Source organism: Halorubrum sp. GN11_10-6_MGM (assembly GCF_005435165.1).
GTDB lineage: Archaea > Halobacteriota > Halobacteria > Halobacteriales > Haloferacaceae > Halorubrum.
In genome coordinates, this window is the sequence record NZ_SGUC01000001.1 from 175174 (window position 1) to 188600 (window position 13427).

The window sequence follows — 13427 nt, forward strand, 5'->3', positions numbered from 1 at the left end:
GGGGTTCATAGATGGACGACGCGCCGCGAACGGAGCGGTCTGCCGGGTCGGCGGAGAGCGGCGACGCCGGACGGGGCGGGCGGTCCTCCGACGGCGATCCGCCGGCGCTGACGCGGCTCGACCGACGGTTCGACGCCTCGACGCGTCGCGAGGCCGCCGAGGCGCTCGGCAACCCCTCCGCCTCGATGAGCGCGGAGAAGGCCCGGATCGTCGAGGCGCTGTTCGCGACCGCCCTCGACGACCCCGACGACGCGGTCCGCGCGGCCGCGATCGAGTCGCTGTACTTCCACGGCGACGGTCACGTCGACCGGCTGGCGAGGCGGATCGCGGAGCGCCGGGCCGGGGGCGACCCGGGCGGCGAGGGACGCGGAACGAGGGCCGACGCGGTCGGCACCTTCTCCCGATGGCTGACGCGCGACCGGGCCGCCTACCGGATGGTCGGCGCGACCGGACTGGCCGCCGCGGGGGGCGAGGACGCCGCGAGCCGGCTCCGCGAGGCGTTCGACGACGACGACTCGCGGGTCCGCGCCCGGGCCGTCAGGGGGTACGCCCGGGTCGGCGGCGAGGCGGTCGAGCCGGTTCGCCCGCTCGTGACCGCACCGAACGGGCTCGTGCGCGGCGCCGCGGTCAACGCCCTCGTCGCGATCGACACCGACGACGCGGTCGAGCTGCTGGCGCGCGCCGCGCGCCACGGTAACGAGCGGCTCCGGGTCACCGTCGTCGACAAGCTGGGGAGCCTCGACCGACGGGACGCCGCCGGCGTGCTGCTCGGGTCGCTCCGAGACCCCTCGGAGCGGGTGTGCCGGACGGCCGCGGCGTCGATCGCCGAGGTGATCGCCGCGGCCGGCGCGGTTCCCGCGGGCGACGTTCGCGATCGGCTCCTGACCGAACGGCCCTTCGAAGCCGACGGCCTGCTCGCGACGTTCCGAGCGGTCGCCGCGGAGCGGACCGCGGCCGACCGCTCGGGAGGGAGCGGACGGGCGGACCGCGAATCGGCGGACCGCGTCGGGGCCGACGCGCGCCGGTACGCCGCGTGGCTGTACTGCGAACTCCTCGAAGCCGCGGACCCGACCGCGACCGACCGGTCGGCCGCGGTCGAGTGGCTGATCGACGCGCTCGACCACCGCGACCGGCTGGTGGCGGACCTCGCGGCCGCGTACCTGCCGCGGATCGCCACGGAGACCGCGGTCGACGCCGACCGCCCGGACGGACCGACCGGTTCCCCGCTCGGGGTCGACGTGGAGCGTGAGCTGCGGGCGCTCGCGAGCGACGGAAGCGCCTCCGAGGCGGTCCGCGAACGCGCCCGCGCCGTGCTGCGTCGGTTCAAGCGAACGGTCGTCGAGGCGGCCGCCGACCGCCACGTCGAGTACGTGTACGTCCGCTGGCCCGCGGACTACACCGAGAGCTACGAGGAATAGGGAGGCGGACAGAGAGGCGCGGCGGACAGAGGGTCGCGACAGACGAAGGGACGCGACGGACGGAGAGGCTCGGTAACGGTCGTCGACAGCGGTTACGGACGGCGGTTACGGACGGCGGACGAAGCGACCGTCGTCGACCGCGACGGTCAGGTCGATCGTCTCGTCGAGGAAGTTCAGGACCGTGGCGACGTTGCGGTCGGCGTCGGCGTCGACGTACAGCTGTAACACCCCGCCGGCGTCCGCGAGACGCGCGGCGAGCATCCGGACGAACTCGACCGCGCGCTCGACGTCGAAGGCGGCGACGATCTGATGGAAAACGCTCACCTCCAGCGACACCCGCTCGCCGGGCTCGTGGTTGGCGTCGAGGATGCGCGAGACGGTCTCGCCGACCTCGTCCGGAGAGAGACGCGGGTCGAGTTCGACGATCTCGACGTCGATCTCCTCGAAGTCGACGTCGGGCGTGGCCTCGAAGTCGTACTCGCCGGTCGAGACGATCACCGTTCGCCGGGGCCACGCGTCGAGCCGCGCGTCGAGCGCGCGGACCAGCCGCTCCGGCGTGGGCGTCACGGCCACCGCGAGGCCGGCGGCGTCGTGGAAGTGCGCCCGGAGCGCGTCGGCCTCGTCGTCGGCCGCCGCCGCGTCGATCCGAACGACCCCGTCCCAGCCCACCTGGTCCGCCACGTGGACCCCGTCGGTCACGCGGTCGGTCACGTGGTCGTGGAGGTGCGACTTGAACTCGGCGACGGCCCCGTCCGTGTCGTAGGCGGTCTTGGCAGTGGCGCAGTACGGACAGTCCCAGGTCACGCGGAAGTCGGACTTCGAGAGCGCGTCCGAGTGATGCGCGAGCAGGTGCGGTCCCGTCACCTCGGCCATCTCCGTCCGGTCCCGCGTCCACGCGACGAACCCGCACCGGCCACACGCCCAGCGGCTCACCATGATCGAGAACGTACCTCCCGAGAGCCGTCGGGGGCAGATGTATGTTGTGTTACGTGTGTGGGGTCGCCAGTTGCGCCCCCCGCGTCGGTGACGGTCACGTCGTATCGACCGTCCCGGGGTCGTTCGGTCCGGGCGCGAACCCGTTCTCGTCTGCGTGTTCCACGCGGACTCGGGTGACGCGCGTCGCGGTCGCCCCGGTGACGGCGAGCGCGACGTCACCGAGCGCGACCCGGTCACCTTCCTGCGGTAGTCTGCCGAGCTGTCGGGTGACGAGCCCCGCGACGGTCTCGGCGCCCGCGTCCGCGGGCAGCGAGAGCCCGAGCGTCTCGTTGAGGTGCGAGACGGTCGTCCAGCCGCGGACGACCGCGGCGTCGGGGGCGACGACGTCGACCGCGTCCGTCTCCCACCGACCGACAAGCTCGCCGACCACCTCCTCGAAGAGGTCCTCCAGCGTCGCGACCCCGACGACCGCGCCGTGTTCGTCGACGACGACGACCATCCGGGTCTCGCTCGCGCGCATCTCCGCGAACAGCTCGTCGAGCGGCTTCGTCTCGGGGACGAACGTCGGCTCGCTGAGCGCGCTCTCGAGGGCCGCGCCGGTCTCGTCGGCGCGGATCGCGTCGCGCACGTCGACGATCCCGACCACGTCGTCGCGGTTCTCGCCGTAGACGGGCATCCGGGTGACGCCCTCGCTCGCGGCCCGCGAGAGGGCGTCCGCCGGGGTCGCCGTCGCGGGGAGCGCGACCACGTCGGTCCGAGGGACCAGCACCGCGGCGACGGTCATGGTCTCTAAGTCGAGGACGCCGCGGATCATCGCGCCCTCGTCGGGGTCGAGCGCGCCCGCCGCCTCGCCCGACCGCACGAGGGTCGCGATCTCCTCGCGGGTGAGGTACGACTCGATGGCCGACTCGCCGCCGGTCACGCGGTTGACGAGCCCCGAGAGCGCCTCGAACACGTACAGGACGGGGCGGAGCACCCGCTGGATCGCGACGACGATCCGGGAGACGCGGAGGGCGTGCCGCTCCGCGTTCGCGACCGCGTACGACTTCGGCGCGATCTCGCCGAAGACGATAACGAACACCGAGGTGACGAGCGTCGACCCCGTGGCCGCCTCGCCGCCGGAGAACCCGAACCGGACGAACACCGCGGTCGCGACCGACGCGGCGGCGATGTTGGCGACGTTGTTGCTCACCAGCGCCGTGACGAGGAAGCGGTGCGAGTCGTCGCGCAGCGCCGACAGCGCCCGCGCTCCCGAGACGTCGGTCGCGACGAGCGAGTCGATCCGATGGGCGGGGACGGAGAACACCGCGAGCTCCGAACTGGAGAAGAAGGCGCTCACCGCGGTCAGCGCGAGGATTGCGCCGACGCCGACGAACGCGATCGTGAAGTCCATACCGCCATTTGCGGCCGGGTATAAAAGGGAGTACCGACGACGACGGTATCCACGAACACGGATGTTCCACTGGAAACAGAGGGGTCGATATCCACGAGAACGGATCTGTGCGGGCGGCAAAACGGCGCGATTCGGAAAGCGTTAACCTCCCGCCGTGGGTCCGTTCCGGCATGAAGGTACTCGTCACCGACCCCATCGCGGACGCGGGGTTGGACCGACTCCGAGACGCCGGCCACGAGGTCGTCACCGACTACGAGAGCGAGGGGGAGGCGCTGCTCGACGCGGTCGGCGACGCCAACGCGCTGATCGTGCGGTCCGGGACCGACGTGAACGAGGCCGTCTTCGAGGCCGCGAGCGACCTCGTCATCGTCGGCCGCGCCGGCATCGGCGTCGACAACATCGACATCGAGGCCGCCACCGACCACGGCGTCGTCGTCGCGAACGCGCCCGAGGGCAACGTCCGCGCCGCCGCCGAACACACGGTCGCGATGACGTTCGCGGTCGCGCGCTCGATCCCGCAGGCGCACGGGCGCCTCGTCGACGGGGAGTGGGCGAAAGGCGAGTTCCTCGGCACCGAGGTGAACAACAAGACGCTCACCATCGTCGGCCTCGGCCGCGTCGGCCAAGAGGTCGCCAAGCGCCTCGACTCGCTCGGCATGGATCTGGTCGTCTACGACCCGTACATCTCCGAGGAGCGCGCCGACCGGATGGGCGCCGAACTCGTCGAGGACCTCCACGACGCGCTCGCGGTCGGCGACTTCGCGACGATCCACACGCCGCTGCTCCCCGAGACCGAGGGGATGATCGGGGAAGACGAGCTGGCCCAGCTGGAGGGCGGCTACCTGATCAACTGCGCCCGCGGCGGCATCGTCGACGAGGACGCGCTCGCCGAGGCGGTCGACGACGGCGTCCTCGCGGGCGCCGCGCTCGACTCCTTCGCCGAGGAGCCGCTTCCGGACGACTCGCCGCTGCTCGACGTCGAGGAGATCGTCTTGACCCCACACCTCGGCGCCTCGACGGAGGCGGCCCAGGAGAACGTCGCGGTCGACACCGCGGAGGCGGTGCTCGCGGCGTTCGACGACGAGCCCGTCCTGACCGCGCTCAACGCGCCCTCCGTCGACGAGAGCGCGTTCCCGCGGATCGAGCCGTACATCGACGTGGCCGAGACCGCCGGGAAGGTCGCGGCCCAGCTGCTCGACGGCCGGATCACGGAGGTCGAGGCGACCTACGAGGGCGACATCGCCGCCGAGGACGTCGACCTCGTCACGGCGTCGGCGCTGAAGGGCGTCTTCGAGCCGCTGGAGTGGCAGGTGAACGCGGTGAACGCGCCGCGGCTCGCCGAGGAGCGCGGCATCGAAGTGACCGAGTCGAAGACCCGCCAGACCGACGACTTCCAGAGCCTCGTCCGCGTCACCGTCCGCAACGGCGACGACGAGATCGCGGTCGAGGGGACGCTGTTCGCGGGCGAGGACGCCCGCATCGTCCGGATCGACGGGTTCCGCGTCGACGCCGTCCCGTACGGTCACATGCTCGTCGCGCGCAACACCGACGAGCCGGGCGTCATCGGGCTCATCGGGACCGTCCTCGGCGACCACGACGTCAACATCGCCGGGATGTTCAACGGCCGCGAGACACAGGGGGGCGAGGCGCTCACCGTCTACAACCTCGACTCGGCCGTCCCCGACGCCGCGATCGAGGAGCTGCTCGCGGACGACCGGATCGTCGAGATCACCGAGATCACGCTGGACGGCGCCGCCGAGCGCGGCGACGAGTAGCCGCGGTCCCCCCTCTTTCTCTCGCGTCGCGGGCGTGGTGCCCCCAGCCAACGCCGTGAGCGAGGCCTCCGTCCACGTTCCGGGGAGACATGCGTCCGTTCCGGAGATATGTTTATGAACTATTATGATAAATATCGGACGCTATGGTGGAAGCTGAGGTCCACGTCATCGACCGCGGCGGGCTGTACTGCGACATGAACTACATGATGGAGGCGAACACCATCGGGAGCCACGACGATCCCAACCCCGACACCGAATACGGAGAGATCCCGGTGTGGAACCTCGTCATCGACCACCCGGAGGCGACGATCCTCTGGGACACCGGATCGCACCACGACGCCGCCGACGGCCACTGGCCGGAGGGGCTCGTTCAGGCCTTTTACCCCCACGACGCGAGCGAACACCGACTCGACGACGATCTCGCGGCCGCGGGCTACTCGCTCGACGACATCGACGCGGTGTTCCAGAGCCACCTCCACCTCGACCACGCCGGCGGCTTAGAGTTCTTCGCGGGCACCGACACCCCCGTCTACGTCCACGAGGAGGAGCTGAAGTTCGCCTACTACAGCGCGAAGACCGACGAGGGGAGCGCCGCGTACGTCCTCGACGACTTCGACCACGACCTGAACTGGGAGGTCCTCCACCGCGACCGCGAGGAGCACTTCACCGATCTGGAGTTCGTCCAGTTCCCCGGGCACACCCCCGGGCTCACTGGGAGCGTGATCCACCTCGACTCCGAGGGCACGGTCGTGTTCACCGGCGATCAGGTGTACATGGACGAGAACTACGAGGCGGGGACGCCGCTCGGCGGGCCCCTCGTGTGGGGGAAGACGGAGTGGGCCGAGAGCGTGAACCGGATCCGCGAGCTGGAGCGCCGCCACGACGCCGAGGTCGTGTTCGGCCACGACCCCGACCAGTTCGAGGCGATCCAGCCGGGGTGGGGAGTGTGAGCTACGAGCGCTCCGTCTCCGCCGAGCCGCACGAGCTCTCACCCGAGACCGTCTGGGAGGTCCGGATGCCGGCGGTCCGCGTCGGCGCGGGCGCCGCGGACGAACTCGGCTACCAGCTCGGTCAGCTCGGGCTCTCCGGCGACGAGCGCGGGCTGATCGTCACCGATTCGGACCTCGTCTCGCTCGGCCACGTCGACCGCGTCGCGGACGAACTGGCGGCGGACGGCCTCGACGTCGACGTGTACGACGGCGTCGAGCGCGAGCCGAGCGTCGAGGCCGTCGGCGAGTGCATCGCGTTCGTCCGCGAGGAGATGGGCGACGACGGGTACGACTTCTACCTGGGACTGGGCGGCGGCAGCTGCATGGACACCGCGAAGGCGACCCGGGCCGTCATCGCGAACGGCGGCGACGTGCTCGATTACGTGGCCGCGCCGACGGGCGCGGGCGAGGATCTCACCGAATCCGGCGCGCCGCTGATCCTGCTCCCGACGACCGCGGGCACGGGGTCGGAGATCTCGCCGGTGGCGATCCTCTCGGTGCCGGAGAAGAACATCAAGGAGGGGATCTCCAGCCCGCACGTCCGCGCCGACGCCGCGGTGCTCGACCCGACGCTCACCACGACGCTGCCGCCGGACCTCACGGCGAAGACCGCGATGGACGCGCTCGGCCACGCCATCGAGGGGTACACCACCCACCGCTACGACGACCTGCTCCGCCCCGAGGACCCCGCTGACCGCCCCGTGTACGCCGGCCGCACCGGCTTCACGGAGATGTTCAGCGAGAAGGCGATCGACCTGCTCTCCTCGAACGTGCGCCGCGTCGTCAACAACGGCGACGACATCGAGGCGCGCGGCGCGATGCTGAAGGGGGCGCTGTTCGGCGCAATCGCCGGGCTCACTGCCGGCGCGAGCCTCGCGCACGCGATGGCGTACCCCGTCGGCAACAACTATCACACGTATCACGGGGAGACGATCGCCGCGCTCACGCCCGCGAGCACCCTCGGCTACAACGTCGCCAGCGACCCGCCGCGGTTCGCGAAGGTGGCGGAGATGCTCGGCGCCGACACCTCGGGAATGAGTACGCGGGAGGCCGCCGACGAGGCCCGCGAGGAGTTCGTGCGGCTCCAGCGCGACCTCAACGTGCTCCCGAGCGGACTCAACGAACTGGCCGGGATCGGCGTCGACGACACCGGCGCGCTCGCCGAGAGCACCGTCGAGAGCCAGCAGCGACTCCTCCGGTGTAACCCGCGGCCCGTGAGGAAGGAGGACGTCGAGGAGGTGTTCCAAGACGCGCTGTACAACTGGGAGTAGCGGGGTCGTTTCCCCCCCAGCGGCGTCAGTAGCTCGCGACCGGGACGAACGGCTCGAAGTCGTCGACGTTGCGGGTGACGACGGTCATCCCTTCGGCGTCGGCGACGCCGGCGATGAGCAGGTCCGCGGCGGCGGCGTCGACGGCTCGCCTCGTGTGGTCGTCGGAGCGGTACAGCTCCGCCTCGAACGCGCTCGCCGCGAGCGCGTGTTCCCGCCCGATCGGGACCACGTCGAGCCACGCGAACGCCGCCGCGAGCCGCTCCGGATCGAACGAGTCGTCGAGCCGTCGGCCGACCGCGACCTCCTTGTAGTTCATCGCCGTCGTCGCGAACTCGGCTTCCTCGTGGCCTTCGAGGAACCGTCGAACGTCGTCGGTGCCGCCCAAGTAATCGATCAGAAACGTGGTGTCGAGCAGATACCGAGTCACGCCGACCCTCCGGCGTCGTCGCTCGCATCATCGGCGTCGGCGGCGTCAGAGCCGTCATCTGGCCGCTCCTCGTCGCCGGAGGCGCCCGCCAGCCGGTCGATCGCCGCGGCCTGTCGGTCGCGCGCGGACTCGTCGAACCCCCCTCGCGACGCGGCCGCGGCCTCGCGGAGCGACTCGGCCGCCTCGCTCGACAGCGACCCGAAGCCGTCGCGCCAGTCGCCCTCGCTCTCGTCGATCAGCCGGTCGATGAGGTCGGTGAAGCTCTCGTCGTCGCGCTTCCGAGCGCGGAGCCGCTCGTACACCTCCTCGCGGACGCCGATCGTCTTGGTGGGCATCTCGTGTTTGTGTATGTGTTTGTGTATATAAAACGTGACGGCGACGAGCGGACGAAGGGAAGCGCGAGCGGAGGAACGCGTGCCGCGACGGGCGATCAGTCCCGCAGATGCTCGACCACGGCGTCAACGTCGTTCGGGACCGGCTCGGGGTCGCCGCCCGCCTCGTAGGCGGCGTCGGGGTCTTTTAACAGGTGTCCGGTGGTCAGGCAGACGACCCGCTCGTCGTCGTCGACGACACCCGAGCGCCGGAGCTTCTTCAGGCCCGCGAGGCTCGCGGCGGAGGCGGGCTCGACGCCGACCCCCTCGGCGGCGAGGTGGCGCTGCGCGGCGGTGATCTCCGAGTCGCTCACGGCGACCGCGGTGCCGTCGGTGTTCCGAATGCCGGGGATCGCCTTCGGCGCGTTGACGGGGTTGCCGATGCGGATCGCGGTCGCGCGCGTCTCGACCTCCTCCCAGCGCCGGACCTCGTCGTTCCCCTCCTCGATCGCCTCGACCATCGGGGCGGCGCCCTCGGCCTGAACGCCGGTGAGCTTGGGCACCTCGTCGACGTCGAGCGCGCCCGACTGGACGAGCTCGCGGAACCCCTTGTACAGCGCCGAGGTGTTGCCCGCGTTGCCGACGGGGAGGACGATCCGGTCGGGGAAGGCGCCGTAGTCGGCGTGGAACTCCTCTAGGATCTCGAAGCCGATCGTCTTCTGTCCCTCCAGACGGAACGGGTTCAGCGAGTTGAGCAGGTACGCCTCGCCGCGGGCGGCCAGCTCCTGAACGATGTCGAGACAGGCGTCGAAGTTGCCGTCGACTTCGAGGATGCGGGCGCCGTGGAGGCTCGCCTGCGCGACCTTCCCGGCGGCGACCTTCCCGGCCGGAAGGAGGACGAGCGTCTGCATGTCGCCGCGGCCGCCGTACGCGGCGAGCGCGGCCGAGGTGTTGCCCGTCGAGGCGCACGCGAGCGCGTCGACGCCCAGCTCCTTCGCGACGCGCACGCCGACGGTCATCCCGCGGTCCTTGAACGAGCCGGTGGGGTTCATCCCCTCGTGTTTGATCCGGAGCGCGTCGACGCCGACCGACTCCTCGATGCGCGGGACGCGGTGGAGCGGGGTGTCGCCCTCGGGGAGCGTCACGCCGAGGTCGAACGGGAGCGCCTCGCGGTAGCGCCAGACGCCGCGCTCGGGCCCGTCGGAGGGCGCGCCCGCGCCGAACTCGTCGAACGTCGGCGGGTCGGCGTACCGGACTTCGAGCAGGCCGTCGCACTCGTCGCAGGTGTACCGGACGTCCTCGAAGGGGGCGAACGTCTCGTCGCACGCGATACACGCGAGCCACGTCCCGTCGGCGGCGCAGTCGGGCGCCGTCGGGGCCGGGGCGTCGATGGCGAGATCCATTACGTCGGCGTCGGTGCCGGCGGGGCTTAAGACGGCCGGTCGGAACGGACGTTGCCGGCCGAACCGAACCCGTTCGGCCTCAGTCGACGATGATCTCGGAGGTGTCGTCGCCCTCGTCCCCGCCGGAGCCGAGGCGGTCCTGGTAGCGCTGGATCCAGTCGGCGAAGCAGTCGGGACAGAGCCGCTGGGTGTCGATGTTCGCCCGATCGACGCTCAGCCGGACGGTGCGCGCGAGCGCGTCCGTCGTGGGGTCGCCGCAGACGTCGCAGGGCTCGGTCGTCGGCGCGTCGCTCATGTCGTACCGGTCGCGGCGACGGTTCTTAAAAGTACGTCGGGGGCTGCGGGCGATTCTCTGCCGGACGCCGGGGGTGATTCCGCGCCGGACGCCGGGGGCAGTTCGACGCCGGACGCCGAGGCGGTTCAGACCGTGCGGAACGCGCGGTCGCCGGCGTCGCCGAGGCCGGGGACGATGAACCCGTCGTCGTCGAGGCGGTCGTCGATGGCGACCGTCAGCAGGTCCGCCTCCGGGACCGCCTCGCTCACGCGGACGAGACCGGCGGGCGCGGAGACCGCAGAGAGGACGAACAGGTCCTCGAAATCGTCGGCCTCGTCGAGGACGTGGTCGAGGACGGCGACCATCGTCGAGCCCGTCGCGAGCATCGGGTCCGCGACGATGACGGTGTCGTCGGGGCGGATTTCGGGCAGCTTCACGTAGTCGATGGTGATCGGGAACTCGCCGTCCGCGGTCATTCCGGCCGCCTCGTCGCGGCCGGCGGAGATGACGCCCTGCTTCGCGCGGGGGAAGGCTTTGAGGAGTCCCTCGACGAACGGGGTGGCGGCGCGGAGGACGTTGATTATCACGACGTCGTCGAGGCCCTTCACGCGCTCGCCGGTGGTCTCCGCGAGAGGGGTCTCGACGGGGACGTACTCGGTGTCCATCGCGCCGTCGATGATCTCGTAGCCGCAGATGCGGCCGAGCTTCACCAGCCCCTTCCGGAACGCGACCTGCTCCGTCTCGACGTCGCGCAGCCGCGAGAGGGTGTCCGTCGCCAGCGCGTGGGTGATGAGGTACGCGTCGTCCCGGTCTTCGATCGTCATTGGCCGAAATTCCGCTCGGAACGGCCTTAAAACGTGGCGGATCGGCCGGTCACGGCCCGGCGCTCGAAGGCGGAGGAGAAGGCGACCCGGGCCCGACGCGAACGCTACCGGAGGACAACGGCGTACGTCACCGCGAAGACGATCAGCGTCAGCGTCACGACGTTGCGCAGCGTGTACGCGGCCGCGCCGAGGAGGTCGAGTCCCCAGACGACGGTCGAGGCGAGGAGCGCCGAGAGGACCGCGTTCATCGCGAGCAGCACCCGCGGGTCGCCGGACGATCCCTCGATCCCGTCGCCGACGCCTTCCGTTCCGTCGCCGACTTCCCCGGTTCCGTCGCCGACGCCCTCGTCCTCGCTCATACCTCCACGCGCGGGAGTCCGCCACTTAGCTCTTGTCCGTGGGGCGCGACCGCCGCGGCCGTGCGAATTAGTCGCACGACACCGGGAGACTAACACGATCGGCGGCGACACCATTGGTATGGGAATCATCGACACGGTGACCGACGCGCTGACGGGGTCGACGCAGAGTGCCCCCGGGACCGCGGGCGACGACGGCTCCGAGGGAGCCTACTGGTGTGACGACTGCGGGGTCCGCGTCCGCGACGTCGACGTGGACGCCGAGGGGCTCGACCGCGACGGCGAGGGCGTCCCGAAATGTCCGGACTGCGGGGATCCGATGCGGTTCGAACGCGCGACCGGGAGCGGCTGCGCCTGCTGAGCGCGAGAGCCGCCGGAGAGGCTCAGGGCTCGCGGAGCGCGACCTCGTCGCCCTGTTCGGTGGGGAACGGGTCGGGGTCCGCGTCGGCCGGGTCGTCACCGACGCCCGGACTCCCGAGCGCGGCGAGCTCGTCGTCGGTGAGGAGCGCGTCGTCGAGCCGCGAGACGAGCGCGTCCTCGTCGACGCCGGTCCCGATGACGACGTACTCGGTCAGGCGGTCGCCGCGCTCGTCGTCCCAGTCGAGGTCGGGGCGGTTCGAGCGGAGCATGTCGCGCTCGACCGGCGGGAGGCTCGCGATCCACGGTCCGAGCGCGGTGACGCGGACCGACCGCGCCGCCTGTCCGACCTGCTGGCGCTGGTCGGTCCCGGCCACCCACAGCGTCCCCTTCGAGCGGACCACGTCGGCCGGGAGATCCCGGAGGAGCGCGGCGATCCGGTCCGGGTGGAACGGTCGCCGGCGGCGGTAGGTGAACGAGGTGACGCCGTACACCTCGTCGGGGTGGCGGTGGGCGCCCTCTGTTTCCCCGTGTTGGTCGTCTGCGAGCGCCCGCTTCCAGCCGGGGAGGTCGCCCAGTTCCCGCTCGTCGAACGTCCCGACGTCGAGGATCCGGTCCGGGTCGACCGCGGAGAACTCCGCGACGACCGTCTCCGCGTCGGGCTGGAGCGCCCCTACGAGCTCGACCGCCTCGTCGGTCTCCGCGTCGGTACAGAGGTCCGCCTTGTTACACACCACGAGGTTCGACACCTCGACCTGCTCGACGAGGAGGTCCGAGAGCGGGCGGTCGGCGTCGCCGTCGCTCTCGGAACCGGCGCTCTCGGCGCCCGCGTCCGGATCGACGCGGCGCTCCGGCGTCTCGTCGCCCGCGAAGGCGTCGAGGAACTGCCGCGTGTCGATCACGGTCACCAGCGCGTCGACGCGGTAGCGGGCCGCCGCGCGCGACTCGGTCGTGAACAGGCGGGCGACGGGGGCGGGCTCGGAGATCCCCGAGGACTCGACGACGAGGTTGTCGAACGAGCGCTCGTTCGCGAGCCGCACCACCGCCGACTCCAAGTCGTCCTGAAGCTCACAGCAGATACAGCCGTTCGACAGCTCCGTGACGCCCTCGACGTCGACCTCGGACCCCTCGGCGATCAGGTCCGCGTCGACGTTGACGTCGCCCATGTCGTTGACGAGGACCGCGACGTCGCGGTCGCCCGCGTTCGCGAGCAGGTGGTTCAGAAGCGTCGTCTTGCCGGCTCCGAGGCTCCCGGAGAGCACGGTCACCGGGATGCGGTCGTCCATACGGGCCGATCGGCCACGACGCTCTTCAAGCTCCCGGCGGCGTCCGCGAAGGGGGGTCGAAAGCGAGTCGAGGCCGGTCCGAGCCGATACGTTGATAGGCTGTGGTCGTCGAACTCGGGACATGGTTCTGTCCGCCGCTACCGTCTCGCTGGTCAGCATCACGATGACGGTGCTGATGGTCGCCGCGATGCTGTATCTCGTCTGGGGAGCGCTCAACAGCGACATCCACAGTCCGAGCCCCGGCGACGACGACCGACCGGAACTGGACGACGCCGAGGACGGCGAGTCCGACGAATCGGCGAGCGAACTCCCGGACGGCAACGCCGCCTGACGCTCGACGCGACGGGGGGCAACCCCCGCCCCGAATCCGCGTTTTCCCGCCTCGACCGCGACAGGTTTTAACACGG

15 protein-coding genes are annotated in these 13427 nt (G+C 71.1%); 6 read left to right on the top strand and 9 right to left on the bottom strand.

Features of this window, described 5'->3' with window-relative positions; all coding sequences use genetic code 11:
* The first annotated feature begins 11 nt into the window (after window positions 1–11).
* Window positions 12–1418 carry a HEAT repeat domain-containing protein gene (locus EXE46_RS00840; RefSeq protein WP_137686608.1) on the top strand — a complete coding sequence of 469 codons (1407 nt, stop codon included), beginning with the start codon at window positions 12–14 and terminating at the stop codon, window positions 1416–1418.
* A 105-nt stretch (window positions 1419–1523) separates the two neighbouring features.
* On the opposite strand, the gene EXE46_RS00845 is transcribed toward EXE46_RS00840, so the two are convergent.
* Both EXE46_RS00845 and EXE46_RS00850 read right to left on the bottom strand, forming a co-directional pair.
* Window positions 1524–2354, bottom strand: a complete 831-nt coding sequence (locus EXE46_RS00845) for a hypothetical protein (protein WP_137686609.1) — start codon at window positions 2352–2354, stop codon at window positions 1524–1526.
* 94 nt (window positions 2355–2448) lie between these two features.
* A complete protein-coding gene (locus EXE46_RS00850) occupies window positions 2449–3747 on the bottom strand; it encodes a hemolysin family protein (RefSeq protein WP_137686610.1) in 1299 nt (432 codons plus the stop codon).
* Window positions 3748–3917: 170 nt separating this feature from the next.
* On the opposite strand from EXE46_RS00850, the gene serA reads away from it, so the two are divergent.
* The 3 genes from serA (at window position 3918) to EXE46_RS00865 (ending at window position 7782) form a co-directional block, all read left to right on the top strand.
* Window positions 3918–5522: a phosphoglycerate dehydrogenase gene (serA, locus tag EXE46_RS00855; RefSeq protein WP_137686611.1), complete on the top strand. Its 1605-nt coding sequence runs from the start codon at window positions 3918–3920 to the stop codon at window positions 5520–5522.
* A 143-nt stretch (window positions 5523–5665) separates the two neighbouring features.
* The gene (locus EXE46_RS00860) at window positions 5666–6472 is read left to right on the top strand and encodes an N-acyl homoserine lactonase family protein (protein ID WP_137686612.1); all 807 of its coding nucleotides are present in this window, start codon (window positions 5666–5668) and stop codon (window positions 6470–6472) included.
* The gene (locus tag EXE46_RS00865; RefSeq protein ID WP_137686613.1) at window positions 6469–7782 is read left to right on the top strand and encodes a hydroxyacid-oxoacid transhydrogenase; all 1314 of its coding nucleotides are present in this window, start codon (window positions 6469–6471) and stop codon (window positions 7780–7782) included. Before EXE46_RS00860 ends, EXE46_RS00865 begins: the two co-directional genes overlap by 4 nt.
* Before the next feature lie 25 nt (window positions 7783–7807).
* On the opposite strand, the gene EXE46_RS00870 is transcribed toward EXE46_RS00865, so the two are convergent.
* The 6 genes from EXE46_RS00870 to EXE46_RS00895 all read right to left on the bottom strand — a co-directional run bounded on the left by EXE46_RS00870 (window position 7808) and on the right by EXE46_RS00895 (window position 11380).
* Window positions 7808–8209 (bottom strand): type II toxin-antitoxin system VapC family toxin, encoded by a 402-nt coding sequence (locus EXE46_RS00870; RefSeq protein ID WP_137686614.1) that lies wholly within the window; start codon window positions 8207–8209, stop codon window positions 7808–7810.
* On the bottom strand, window positions 8206–8544 hold the full coding sequence (locus tag EXE46_RS00875; RefSeq protein WP_137686615.1) for an antitoxin VapB family protein: 339 nt from the start codon (window positions 8542–8544) through the stop codon (window positions 8206–8208). The genes EXE46_RS00870 and EXE46_RS00875 overlap by 4 nt, the downstream gene beginning before the upstream one ends.
* Window positions 8545–8639: 95 nt before the next feature.
* A complete protein-coding gene (gene thrC, locus EXE46_RS00880; RefSeq protein WP_137686616.1) occupies window positions 8640–9923 on the bottom strand; it encodes a threonine synthase in 1284 nt (427 codons plus the stop codon).
* A 79-nt stretch (window positions 9924–10002) separates the two neighbouring features.
* Entirely contained in the window at window positions 10003–10218 is a 216-nt protein-coding gene (locus EXE46_RS00885) for a hypothetical protein (protein WP_137686617.1), read from the bottom strand.
* Between the two features lie 125 nt (window positions 10219–10343).
* Window positions 10344–11021, bottom strand: a complete 678-nt coding sequence (upp, locus tag EXE46_RS00890) for a uracil phosphoribosyltransferase (RefSeq protein ID WP_137686618.1) — start codon at window positions 11019–11021, stop codon at window positions 10344–10346.
* 104 nt (window positions 11022–11125) lie between these two features.
* Window positions 11126–11380: a hypothetical protein gene (locus EXE46_RS00895; RefSeq protein WP_137686619.1), complete on the bottom strand. Its 255-nt coding sequence runs from the start codon at window positions 11378–11380 to the stop codon at window positions 11126–11128.
* Window positions 11381–11498: 118 nt separating this feature from the next.
* On the opposite strand from EXE46_RS00895, the gene EXE46_RS00900 reads away from it, so the two are divergent.
* Entirely contained in the window at window positions 11499–11738 is a 240-nt protein-coding gene (locus tag EXE46_RS00900; RefSeq protein ID WP_137686620.1) for a hypothetical protein, read from the top strand.
* A 22-nt stretch (window positions 11739–11760) separates the two neighbouring features.
* Here EXE46_RS00900 and EXE46_RS00905 read toward each other — a convergent pair whose 3' ends face one another.
* The gene (locus EXE46_RS00905; protein ID WP_137686621.1) at window positions 11761–13020 is read right to left on the bottom strand and encodes a GTP-binding protein; all 1260 of its coding nucleotides are present in this window, start codon (window positions 13018–13020) and stop codon (window positions 11761–11763) included.
* Window positions 13021–13141: 121 nt separating this feature from the next.
* Between EXE46_RS00905 and EXE46_RS00910 the strand changes: the two genes are divergently transcribed.
* On the top strand, window positions 13142–13351 hold the full coding sequence (locus EXE46_RS00910; RefSeq protein WP_137686622.1) for a hypothetical protein: 210 nt from the start codon (window positions 13142–13144) through the stop codon (window positions 13349–13351).
* The last annotated feature ends 76 nt before the right edge of the window (window positions 13352–13427 follow it).